Annotated in this window: 8 protein-coding genes; 6 read left to right on the forward strand and 2 right to left on the reverse strand. The window is 57.1% G+C overall.

Annotated elements, in window-relative coordinates; all coding sequences use genetic code 11:
* Window positions 1-10 precede the first annotated feature (10 nt).
* Together AAEZ10_RS08005 and AAEZ10_RS08010 are read left to right on the forward strand one after the other, a co-directional pair.
* Complete coding sequence (locus AAEZ10_RS08005; RefSeq protein WP_323167292.1) at window positions 11-511, forward strand: CS1 type fimbrial major subunit; 501 nt, start codon at window positions 11-13, stop codon at window positions 509-511.
* A 47-nt stretch (window positions 512-558) separates the two neighbouring features.
* Complete coding sequence (locus tag AAEZ10_RS08010) at window positions 559-1,803, forward strand: hypothetical protein (protein ID WP_073473233.1); 1,245 nt, start codon at window positions 559-561, stop codon at window positions 1,801-1,803.
* A gap of 144 nt (window positions 1,804-1,947) precedes the next feature.
* On the opposite strand, the gene AAEZ10_RS08015 is transcribed toward AAEZ10_RS08010, so the two are convergent.
* Together AAEZ10_RS08015 and AAEZ10_RS08020 are read right to left on the reverse strand one after the other, a co-directional pair.
* A complete protein-coding gene (locus tag AAEZ10_RS08015) occupies window positions 1,948-5,091 on the reverse strand; it encodes a transglycosylase domain-containing protein (RefSeq protein ID WP_273528355.1) in 3,144 nt (1,047 codons plus the stop codon).
* Between the two features lie 1,045 nt (window positions 5,092-6,136).
* Complete coding sequence (locus AAEZ10_RS08020; protein ID WP_071173459.1) at window positions 6,137-6,595, reverse strand: REP-associated tyrosine transposase; 459 nt, start codon at window positions 6,593-6,595, stop codon at window positions 6,137-6,139.
* 472 nt (window positions 6,596-7,067) lie between these two features.
* On the opposite strand from AAEZ10_RS08020, the gene AAEZ10_RS08025 reads away from it, so the two are divergent.
* The 4 genes from AAEZ10_RS08025 (at window position 7,068) to AAEZ10_RS08040 (ending at window position 12,145) form a co-directional block, all read left to right on the forward strand.
* On the forward strand, window positions 7,068-8,489 hold the full coding sequence (locus AAEZ10_RS08025; protein ID WP_071173458.1) for an amino acid permease: 1,422 nt from the start codon (window positions 7,068-7,070) through the stop codon (window positions 8,487-8,489).
* A gap of 236 nt (window positions 8,490-8,725) precedes the next feature.
* Complete coding sequence (locus AAEZ10_RS08030; protein ID WP_110646217.1) at window positions 8,726-9,088, forward strand: GtrA family protein; 363 nt, start codon at window positions 8,726-8,728, stop codon at window positions 9,086-9,088.
* The gene (locus tag AAEZ10_RS08035) at window positions 9,085-10,554 is read left to right on the forward strand and encodes a UbiA family prenyltransferase (protein WP_350568704.1); all 1,470 of its coding nucleotides are present in this window, start codon (window positions 9,085-9,087) and stop codon (window positions 10,552-10,554) included. Before AAEZ10_RS08030 ends, AAEZ10_RS08035 begins: the two co-directional genes overlap by 4 nt.
* Window positions 10,555-10,633: 79 nt before the next feature.
* A complete protein-coding gene (locus AAEZ10_RS08040; protein ID WP_350568706.1) occupies window positions 10,634-12,145 on the forward strand; it encodes a DUF8728 domain-containing protein in 1,512 nt (503 codons plus the stop codon).
* The last annotated feature ends 39 nt before the right edge of the window (window positions 12,146-12,184 follow it).

A 12,184-nucleotide genomic window follows, 5' to 3' on the forward strand; every position in this document is an offset into this window, starting at 1 on the left:
GGTAACCAACATGATCAAGCAATGCACCGCCGTCGCGCTGATAGCCGCGGCGGCTCTGGCCAGCGATGCGGCCTGGGCGGCTCGCGAAGCACACACGTTCGAAGTGACAGTGGAAGTGCCGAACCGATCGTTCTACGTCATTCCCGCGGTGCCGGACTGGATTCACCGACCGCAGCGGCTCGACTGGAATCACTCGACCTCAAGCCTGAGCAGTGTGCGCAAGTACTTTGATGTGCGTCACGACACCAGTGCGATTGAAGCGCGGCTGGAATCCGCACCCTACCTTTCGAACGGTCGGCCGGCAGACGATATCAGTCTGCGCGTGACCTTTAACAAGGTGGAGCTGAGCGCCGAGATGGCACCGCGCGAGGTGGTGTCGCAGGCCGAGGCCGCTGCGGGGACACGGGTGCTGTTGCAGATCGACCCGATCAGCCCGGAGGGCGGCTACCGCCCCGGGGATTACGCCGGCAACGTGCTGTTGCTGTTCAGTGCCCGAGCGCCTGGCGAGTGAGATGGCTCGCGCAATGCTGGTATCGAAGTATTTTCTGGAGACCACCCATGATTTTTTCTAGCGCCCCGGGCATCCGCCCATGGATCGGATTGCTGTTGACGTTGTTCAGCGCTGCGGCAGTGGCCGAAGTGCACAACATTGATGCCACCTTCGAGCCGGACTTTGCCAATCCGCAAAAAAATCAGTTCAAGAATCAGACACCATCCGAGGGTTTCTGCCGTCAAGCAGCGGAAACGTGCGCGAATTTGGGCCTGTTCAGCCTGATCGCGCGCATCCCGTTCGCCGCCAATGCACCGATTCAGGCCAACCACGCCGATCCGCGCCAGGGTGGCATGGCCAAAGTGCCGTCCGACTGGAGGACTGTTTCGGTGACCAACGCTGCCGGTGACAGCCACATTGTCGAGGTGAGAATTGCCGGTATTGGTCACGAGGCGGGCTTCCCGTTGTCGTTCGCCGAGTTGACCGGAGGCGGCAGGTGGGATGACTTATGGGAAGGCGGCGGCTGGGTCTACGCTCCGCCACCGTGTCTGGGTGTCGGTGTCTTTACAGCGGGACAGCATGGTTACAACAGTTTCTGGAGAGTTCCGGAAGGGGCGGGAGTCTGCGCCAAGAAAGCTCTGTTCGATATCCCGCTTGGCATGAACTATCAGTATTTCGTCTACGCCTACGAACTGCGCACGCCGGATCCGCTGAAAATGGATGCTGGCGACTACACCGGTGCCATTACCTACACCGTCGGCCCGAACATGGATTTCGACATGGGCGATGTGATGATCCCGAACGACTCGATTCTGACCCTCAATTTCAATCTGAGGGTTACGCACACCATGAAGGTCGATATTCCTCCCGGCGGCAACCGCGTGGCGCTGCAACCGGTGGGCGGTTGGCAGTCGTGGCTGAACGAGGGCCGCAAGCCGACCCGACTGATGCGTGACCAGACGTTCAATATCTCGGCCTCGAGCCGCTTCAAGATGAACATCGAGTGCCAGTACGTCTCCGGCAACAACTGCGGGTTATGGGAGTCGAGCGCCGGCCATATGGCACCACTGGAAGTCAGCGTCAGCCTGCCCAACGGGCTGACCGATGGCGCCGGACAAGCGGTCAATCGCCGGCGATTGCTGCGCGATGGCACGGGCACCGAGTTGTTTCAGCCAAGCTTTTATCTGGATCGCAAGGTGGGCACGCTGCATTTCGAAGTAGCCCGCGATGCGGTGGATGGAATGCTCAAGGACGGATATGCGCGCAGCTATTCGGGTAATGTCACGGTGATCTGGGATTCGGAGGTAGGTTAAGCGCGATTCCGGTCAAGCAGCCCATGCCAGTCTGGCTGCGTTCAGACGCTCGATCGGGCCCCAGCGTCTTGCGCGGCTGCACGGGGCCAGCCTGGCACGACTCCTCGCGGTCTCTGCGACAGAAGCAAGAGCAGCAATGCGATGTCATCCGGACAGGATTGCCAACTGCGCCGGGCCGGTGGTAACCACGGGTGAATTTTTTGCCGGACGACATTGCGAGTCACTGCCCGGTTGCAGATACGGCGTGAGAATCGGCGCCATGCCCTTGAGCACTTGCGTGGGCAGAGCCGAGGTGAACTTGAAGTTCTCTGCCGAGCGCCCCGGGACGAACGCGGTAAGCGTGCCGAAATGGTGGTCGCCGATGTAGAACACGAAGGTCGCCGTGCGGTTGATCGACTTCGAACTGATGATCCGCCCGCCGGAGCCGATCGCCGCAATGCGGTTGTCGCCGGTGCCGGTCTTGCCACCCATGGCCAGCGGCGTGCCGTCGGGCAATTTGAAACTGCCCGACAACCGTTTGGCGGTACCGGCATCGACCACTTGCGACAACGCTTCGCGCATGGCTCTGGCCACCTCCACCGGCATCACTCGTTTACCCACGTGCGGATCGTTGACCAGTCTGGTTTCGTACGGCGTATCGGCGGCGAAATGCAGGCTGTCGATGCGCAGCGTCGGCATGCGTACGCCGTCGTTGAGGATGGTGCCGATCAGCTCGGCGAGCGCGGCGGGACGGTCGCCGGAACTGCCGATGGCGGTGGCCAGTGACGGCACCAGGTGATCGAACGGGTAGCCGACTTTCTGCCAGCGCTGATGAATGTCGAGGAACGCTTCGATCTCGAGCATGGTGCGAATGCGGCTGTCGCGCGCGCCTTTGTGCCGGCTCTTGAACAGCCAGCTGTAGACTTCCTGACGTTCGAAGTGGCTGGCCTTGACGATCTCGCTGAAGGTCGCTTCCGGGTGATGCAGCAGATAACCCATCATCCACAGATCCAGCGGATGGACCTTGGCGATGAAGCCCTGATCAGGCAAATCGTAACTGCCGGGGCCATAGGAATCGTAGAGGCGGATCAGGCGGTCATCGGTGAGTTTCTCCTTGAGTTTGGCGCCTTTGAGGTGGGCGCGAACAAAGCTGTTGAAGTCTTCCTGGCTGGCATCCGGCAACAGATAACGGTGCACCGCCGCCATGCGAATCGGCGTCGGGCGGATGCTGTCGAGGAAGGTTTCCAGGCGCGCCTGGGTGTCCTTGTTCTTGTACTTCTTCCAGAACTTGAGCAGGAACGAGGTGCCTTCGCGGTCGGCGAAACTGGCCAGGTATTCCTGACGGCGCGGGTCGCGATCATCCTTGAGCAATTCGCCGTTGGGGCCTGAGTAGGTGGTGTAACGGACGATGTCGCGCATCAGGCGAATGAACGGCAGGTTGATCGACTCGCGCAGCGAATCGCGCAGGGTCGGCAGGCGACCGTTGTCCTCTTTGCGGAAGTTGTTGAATCTGTGCAGGCCGCCGCCGGTGAAAAACGCCTCGCCGGGGCTGGCCGAATATTTGCGATCCAGCGCGGCGCCGAGCAGCTTCGACAGATCGTGATCCTTGTTCTGGATCAGGTAGTCGATGACCCAGCGGCTGAGGCGGTCCTGATCCGGCACTTCGACTTTTTTCAATTCCGGCCCGCTCATCGCGCCGTATTTGTCGTGCAGCTCGGCGACGATTTGCAGGTACGTGGTCAGCACACGCATTTTCGCCGTGGAGCCGAGTTCGAGCTTGCTGCCTTCGTTGATGTCGAACGGCTGGTCGGTGCTGTCGGTCTGCACGCGTACGCGCGAGCCGTCCGGGGTCAGTTCGAAGAGGGTGAAGCTGTAGCGCACTTGCGTGGTGCTGGTCGGCGTCAGCAGGCGTTCGCCGAGCAGGCCGATTTCGGCAGCGTAGACCGGATCGGCGAGTTTTTTCAGATAAGCCGTGGCCTGCGTTTGCAGGTCGCCCTGCAGGGTGCTGGTGGCTGACAGGTCGAGACGATCGAGGTCGTAAAGCGGCCGGTTGAGCATGCTCGCCAGGCGGCTGCGGGCAACGCTGATGCCCTTGTTGGTTTCAATCGGCTGCATCGTTGGCTGGGTCTGCCAGTCGCGGTATGACACGGTGCTTGCCAGCGCGGCGTCGGCCAGAGCGCTGTCGATCACGCCGTTCTGCTTGAGCAGGCGCAGGTGGCTGTCGGTGAGGCTGGCCAATTCGTCGCGGCCCTTGGTCAGGTAATGCGAAGGACGGCGCTGGGCAATCATCAGCGAAAGCATTTCACGCAAGGCCAGGCCTTTGGCGGCCATGGTCTGCGGGTCGGTCTTCGGGCTGTTCAGTTGCTCGTTGGCCTTGTTGAAATCACTGCCGTACCAGACCCGCAAACCTTCGGCCATGCCGTGCACTTCACCGTGGCCGGGTACTGCCGAGAGCGGCACGCTGTTGAGGTAGTCGCGCACGATGTTCTGCCGCGAACCGAGGGTCTGCGGGCCATCCTGATAGGCGCGCACGCTGGCGGAAATCATCTGGCGGATCTTCTCCGCGCCCGATACGGTCAGGCCATCGGGCGAGTGGCGATACTTTTCCAGTTGCGTCGCCAGGGTGCTGCCGCCGGCCGACTGCCCGGGCAGATGCAGCAACTTCGCCACTTGCGACCACGCCGCCATGCCGAAGCGCGGCCAGTCCACGGCCGGGTTGGCCAGCGGTTGTTTCGGGTCGAGAAGAAAGCGGTTTTCGATGAACAGCAGGCTGCTGACCACCACCGGCGGAATCGCCGCGAAGTCGGCATACAGTTGCTGCGGATAGTTGTATCGATACAGCGGCGCGCCTCGGCAATCGGTGATCGACAGCCCGGCCTGAATCTTTTCCGAATACGGCACGAACAGGCCTTTGTCGGTGTAACCGAGCAGGGCAGGGGAGAAGCGCGTCTGCTCGGTGATCACGTAATTGCGCTTGAGCAGACGCGGCAGGAATTCGTCCAGAGAGCTGTAACCCAGGCGCAGATCGAACGGCCCGTTGCCCGGATAACGAATCGCTTCGCTGGGGCCGGGTTCAAGTTTGTAGGTCAGCGAAGCGGCGTACTGGCTCAGCTCCCGTGCTTGAAAGCGCGAGGTGCGCATTTCCTTGGACGCGGCGAGTCCCACCACCACCGCAATGATCAAAAACAGCAACCAGAAAGCCTTCCACCCGTGCCGGTTGCGACGGGGTTTTTCAGGGACAGGCGCTTCATTCACACTTTCAGTCTGAACCACGGTTTTACTCGAATCGGTTTGCCACAAAGCGCCCATAGTCGACTGATCCATTCACGCAGATTGATCGGACTTGTCTGAAGCTTAGACGGTGGTTGAAGCCGGTGAAAAAAATGTGAAGAGCGGAGCCGGCGCTTTATCTGAATAAAACTGGAACAAACACAGTGGCGAGGGGATTCATCCCCGTTGGGCTGCGAAGCAGCCCCAAAACCTGCCAACACGGTTTCTACAGGCCCACCGCATGTGAGGAAATTGCGCCTGCTTCGCAGCCGAGCGGGGATAAATCCCCTCGCCACAAAGATACTGTTCACATCCCCATGATGTGTCTGTGCGAGCAATGGACTCCTTGTGGCTAGCAGATTTATCAGTCATGCAGGAACTCCCTGTGGCGAGGGGATTCATCCCCGCTGGGCTGCAAAGCAGCCCCAAACCTGCCACCACAGTTTCTACAGGCCCACCGCGTGTCAGCAAATTGCGCCTGCTTCGCAGCCGAGCGGGGATAAATCCCCTCATCACAAAGAGGCTGTTCACATCCCGGGATATGTCTGTGTAAGGAAAAGATTCCTGTGGCTAGCAGATTTATCAGTCATGCAGGGATTCCCTGTGGTGAGGGGATTCATCCCCGCGGGGCTGCGAAGCAGCCCCAAAACCTGCCACCACAGTTTCTACAGGCCCACCGCATGTGAGGAAATTGCGCCTGCTTCGCAGCCGAGCGGGGATAAATCCCCTCATCACAAAGAGGCTGTTCACATCCCCATGATGTGTCTGTGCGAGCAATGGACTCCTTGTGGCTAGCAGATTTATTCAGTCATGCAGGAACTCCCTGTGGCGAGGGGATTCATCCCCGCTGGGCCGCAAAGCAGCCCCAAAACCTGCCACCACAGTTTCTACAAGCCCACCGCGTGTCAGCAAGGTGCGCCTGCTTCGCAGCCGAGCGGGGATAAATCCCCTCGCCACAAGGATGCTGTTCACATCCCCATGATGTGTCTGTGTGAGCAATGGACTCCCTGTGGCGAGGCTGTTCATATCCCAGGATGTTGTCTGTGTGAGGAAGAAATCCACCTATTCCATAGAACTATTGTGCTCAGAGCCACCAGGCATCCCAAAGCGGGTAGTCACCGAGGTTATCGACCAGCCCGGCTCGCAAGGGATTATTGATGATATAGCGGGCGATGGGCTCCAGGTCCTCGCCGTCACGGATCGCTCGGTCATGGTAGCCGGTTTGCCACAGCGGTCCGTGACGTCCGGTTTTTCTGTTAACCGCATGCGTACAGCGAGCCTTTACACCGCCGATGACTTCGCCAAGTGAGCCGCGTTGCAATTGCATCAGCCAATGAAAGTGGTCAGGCATGACAACCCAGGCGATGGACTGCGCGACTCCTTGCTCATGAGCCCGGCGCAGTTCTGCAACCAGTAATCGGCCGGTCTGCCAATCTGCAAATACGGGCTGGCGTTCGTGGATGACTGAGGTGATGAAGTAGGCACGACCGTTTTCCGAGAAACGACCTTGGCGCAGACGGTGGGAGTTGGGACGGACTGGCATGTGAGCTTCCTTGCATGTGCTCCTGGCTTTTTCAAAGGTTAGTGGTTGGCCGCCCCGCTCGGCGCTGCAACTGTTGAGCGAAATTTCTGAATCCGTCGGGCGATTTATCCGTGATCAAGCGAGGCAAGACATCACACAGCGGATCAAATGCCCCAGGGCTGAAACATGACGCTGCACCATCGCTGTGCAATACTTCGCGGCTTTTTCAGTGGCGACTTTTCCTACGTAATGCAGGTAATGCCTCTCCGCAGAACCCACTATTGCCGAGAGTTGTCGCTGAATGTTGTGACTTTTAGAGTGAAAAATCCTGCCCTGAGCTTTTTATACTGCACGCCCCGCTGATCTTTCAGGCCCGCCCTGCAAGACGCGTCTGCCCACGAAGCCGACGCGGTTTCCTGCCCAGCCAAGGCCTATCGGCCGACGCTTCGAAACCCGGTGGTCATATCCAATAACAAGACGAGGTTGTACCCCTATGCCAGTTGGCAATCCTCTGCCGCACGGCGACACCGCTTCGGGCGGTCCGCTCAAACGAGAACTCGGCGAACGGCATATCCGCCTGATGGCGCTCGGTGCCTGTATCGGCGTCGGCCTGTTTCTCGGCTCGGCCAAAGCCATCCAGATGGCCGGTCCGGCGATCATGCTTTCCTACATCCTTGGCGGTCTGGCGATCCTGGTGATCATGCGCGCCCTTGGCGAAATGGCCGTGCATAACCCGGTGGCCGGTTCGTTCAGCCGCTACGCGCAGGACTATCTCGGTCCGCTGGCAGGCTTTCTCACCGGTTGGAATTACTGGTTTCTGTGGCTGGTGACCTGCGTCGCGGAAATCACTGCGGTGGCGGTGTACATGGGTATCTGGTTCCCGGATGTGCCGCGTTGGATCTGGGCCCTGGCGGCGTTGATCAGCATGGGCTCGATCAACCTGATCGCGGTGAAAGCCTTCGGCGAGTTCGAATTCTGGTTCGCTCTGATCAAGATTGTCACCATCATTGCCATGGTCATCGGCGGCGTCGGCATCATCGCCTTCGGTTTCGGCAATGACGGCGTGGCGCTGGGCATTTCCAACTTGTGGGCCCACGGCGGTTTCATGCCCAACGGCGTGACCGGTGTGCTGATGTCGCTGCAGATGGTCATGTTCGCCTACCTCGGTGTCGAGATGATCGGCCTGACCGCCGGTGAAGCTAAGAACCCGCAAAAGACCATTCCTGACGCGATCGGCTCGGTGTTCTGGCGGATTCTGCTGTTCTACGTCGGTGCGCTGTTCGTGATTCTGTCGATCTACCCGTGGAACGAAATCGGCACCCAGGGCAGCCCGTTTGTGATGACCTTCGAGCGGCTGGGCATCAAGACCGCCGCCGGTATCATCAACTTCGTGGTGATTACGGCGGCGCTGTCGTCGTGCAACGGCGGCATCTTCAGCACCGGGCGCATGCTCTACAGCCTGGCGCAGAACGGCCAGGCCCCGGCCGGTTTCGCCAAGACCTCGAACAACGGCGTGCCACGCCGCGCGTTGTTGCTGTCGATTGCGGTGTTGCTGTTGGGTGTAGTGCTCAACTATCTGGTGCCGGAAAAAGTCTTCGTCTGGGTCACCTCGATTGCCACCTTCGGTGCGATCTGGACCTGGGTGATGATCCTCCTCGCCCAGCTGAAATTCCGCCAAGGCCTGAGCGCCAGCGAACGTGCCGGGCTCAAGTACAAGATGTGGCTGTACCCGGTCAGCTCGTACTTCGCACTGGCGTTTCTGGTGTTGGTGGTCGGGCTGATGGCGTACTTCCCCGACACCCGCGTGGCACTGTATGTCGGGCCGGCGTTTCTGGTGTTGCTGACGGTGTTGTTTTACGTGTTCAAGTTGCAGCCGACGCAAGTGTCGCAAGGTTCGGTGCGTTCGGTTTCTTGAACCGTAAGTGTGTAAACAACGAAGCCCTGATCGAGAGATTGGGGCTTTTGGTTTTATGGGCACGGCGATTAACGGTGAACGCATTGAAATCGCACGCGATGAGCAATTGACACGTGAGTACGACAAGATGACCGCTGGTCGGATACAGCCCTCGACCTGTAATTTCTGACAGTAGACCGTTTTCAAGCTCTGACCTAGCTTGGAGGTCCGTCCTCTGGAAGCGGCTGGCAACCACCATGAAAGGATTCTCTGCAACTACCGTTATCGGACTGGCCGATGCGCTCATCCATTGGCAAATATTTTTCGTGCTTTGTCAGGCGGCCGCCCTGAGTCAGGCGGCCAGCAACTTTGCGGCGTTCTGCGTAGCTGCTGCGCTCTCTTTCTATCTGAACATGCTTTATATCTTTGAAAGGGAAACGCCGGTATTTCCCTATCTGATGTTCATCGGCCTGATGGGCGGCGTCAGTTATGGCGTGGGTGTCATCGGGGACGTCTGGCGCTTGTCCGGGCTTGTGACGGTCGCTTCGTTTTCGCTGGTGAATATTGTTTCAGGGTACTGCGTTTTCCGCTTTGTCCTTTTTCCAGGGCGACGGGCATGAACGTCTCTCCGCCTGACGTACTGCCGATGTCAGCGTCCTGCGCTACTTCAATGCCCTTCGTGGTTGATCTGGACGGGACCCTCGTCAAATCTGATCTGCTGTTCGAATGTGTGATGTCCTTTGTCCGCAGCAAACCATTGCACTGCCTGAAACTCTTACCCTGGCTCTGGCATGGCAAGGCGTATCTGAAAGATCGACTGGCAATGGCGACGGACATCGATGTCGCGACTTTGCCCTATGATCCCGACGCGCTCCGGATGATTGAGGAACAGCGCAATGCCGGTCGGAAAGTTGTTCTGGCCACGGCCAGTCATCACACATTGGCGGTACGTATCGCCGAGCACCTGAAGCTCTTTGATGACGTTCTGGGTACGACCCTTGAGCAGAACCTTTCCGGAACGAACAAGCGTGATGTGCTGGTGACGTTATATGGGGAAAAAGGGTTCGATTACATCGGTAACTCGCTGGACGACTTGCCGATTTGGCGCTCGGCCAGACGTGCTTATATCGTCAACCCTTTAGCAGGCGTCGAACGCGCCACCCGGCACATGGATAATGTAGTTCAGGTGGTTCAATCTCGGGTTACGTATTTCAGAAGTTTGTACAAGGCCTTGCGCATTCATCAATGGATGAAGAATGTGCTGATTTTCGTTCCCCTTCTTGCGGCGCATCTAATGGCCAATCCGCTGCTGTTGGGGCGCGGCATGCTGGCCTTCATACTTTTCGGCTTGTGTGCATCGAGCGTCTATCTCCTGAATGACTTGCTCGACCTGAACGATGACCGCAAGCACCCGACCAAACGCAATCGACCCTTCGCCAGTGGATCGTTATCTATCCAGTCCGGTCTGGTGGTTTTTCCCCTGCTGTTGTCAGCTTCGTTCATCGGTGCCTGGTTGTGGCTGCCTCATCCATTCGTTGCCGTGCTCGCCTGTTATTACATTTTGACGCTGGTGTATTCGCTGGCGCTGAAGCGGTTGATGGCACTGGATGTGATCGCCTTGGCGCTGCTTTATACCTTGCGCATCATTGCCGGTGGCGCCGCGTTTGGCCTCGACCTGACGGGGTGGATGCTGGCTTTTTCCATGTTCATGTTTTTGAGCCTCGCGCTGGTCAAGCGTTATGCCGAACTGTTGCTGGCGCTGCACAGCGGCATCACCGGTAAGACCGGCGGCCGCGACTACTTCCCTGCGGACCTGGCAATGCTCTCCTCTTTGGGGGCCGCATCCGGTTATCTCGCCGTCCTGGTGTTGGCGCTTTACATCCATGACAGCGTGACTACCCAGCTGTACGCATCTCCCCGATGGCTCTGGTTTGCCTGCCCACTGATGCTGCTCTGGATCACCCGTATCTGGCTCCTGACGCATCGAGGCCGCATGAATGAGGATCCGGTGGTTTTCGCACTGCGTGATCGCTTGAGTCTGGTGATGGGAACGGCGTTCTGCCTGATTTTCTGGGTGGCGGCATGAGCCACTCGACTTGCCATCGCAGGCGCTATGGCGGGACCTGCGTCTTTTGACAGATTTTTGCTTCGAATGGAGTTCGAATATGAGTCAGCTGAACGTCGAAAATTTCTACCGCAACTCTCGCATCAATACCTCGGATATGAGGATTGCGATACTGGTTTTTTTTGTGCCGACGGGTTTGTTGTTGTTGTCGACGTTGGTGATGAACTCTGGGGTTATGATTTATACGCTGGATGACCCCTACATACATATGAAGATGGCCAGAAATATCTGGAATGGCCATTACGGAATAAATCTTCATGAATACTCTGCGCCGTCGTCAAGTATCATATGGCCCTTTCTACTGGCGCCTTTTTCATATCTAGGCAGCGTATTTTTTTATGTGCCGTTAGCGCTGAATGCAGTGTTTGCGTTTTTGACGTTTTTGTTGGTATTCAATCTTCTAAAGAGTCTCGGTTGCAAATACGCAGCGTTGATCACGTTTGCCATATTTTGCTCATTTAATTTATATGGTCTTGTTTATAATGGCATGGAGCATAGCCTGCAGGTCGCTCTGACGGCTTTTATTGCTGCAAGTATTGTTCGGCGGGAGTATTTGCAGGAAGAGAAAATAACGAACTTTACGTATTTCGCCATTTTTTTGTTGCCACTGGTGCGTTATGAGGGACTGGCCGTTTCGCTGCCGACGTTAATTTATCTATTGATCAATGTTGAACGTAAAAAGCCTTTGTTTTGCGCTATTGCAATACTGCTCGCCCTGGTCTCTTTCAGTTTTTTCCTGAACAGCCTGGGGCTGGGCTGGTTACCCTCTTCAGTGCTTGCCAAAAGCGATATCAATGATATGGCGTCATTGGGGCTGCATGTTTTAACGCAATACGGCCAATGGGGGTGGGTGGTCTACACGGTATTGATGGTTTGCGCGTTTTTCGCTGGGAATAAATCGGTGATATGGCTGCTGCTCAGCGTTACGTTACTTCATATGGTATTCGGCAAGTCGGGTTGGTACGGGCGATATGAAATTTACTGGCTGGTATTCGTCGCCATGTTGATCCTCGCAATCTGTAGCACGCAACTCGTCGGGAGGGGGATGGTGCTTGTATTCAGCTGCTTGCCCGTGGCGTTCACTGGGCTTGTCTACGTAACATTAAGCACTCCTTGGGCATCCGCAAATATCTATAATCAGCAATATATGATGTCAATGATTGTCGGTCGTTTGAATGAAGCCGTGGCGGTTAACGATCTGGGACTTGTTTCGTTGGCGACAGACAATTACATATTGGATCTCGCGGGTCTGGCTAGTTATGAGGCCTTACTGTTGAGACGTAAGCAAAAAGACTCGTTGTGGATCGGGGGGCTGATGAAGCGGCATAATGTCAAATACGCTTTTATTTATGAAGAGTGGTTCGCCGGGCGTCCTGCCAACTTCCTGAAAGTTGCTATTTTGAAATTGGCAGTTCCGAATATAACTTCAGCCGAGAGTTCTGTCTCTTTGTATGCAGTGGACTCGGCATCCGCTGACAAGTTGAAGGTTGTATTGGCTGTGTTTCGCAAAGCATATCCGAGTCGTCAATTTGAGCTCATCTATGTTCAGTAACCTAAAAATTATTCGTTGGATTTTTTACCAAGGATAGGA

This window comes from Pseudomonas sp. H26/SER47-MNA-CIBAN-0231, assembly GCF_040310465.1.
In the GTDB taxonomy this organism is placed as follows: Bacteria; Pseudomonadota; Gammaproteobacteria; order Pseudomonadales; family Pseudomonadaceae; genus Aquipseudomonas; species Aquipseudomonas atacamensis.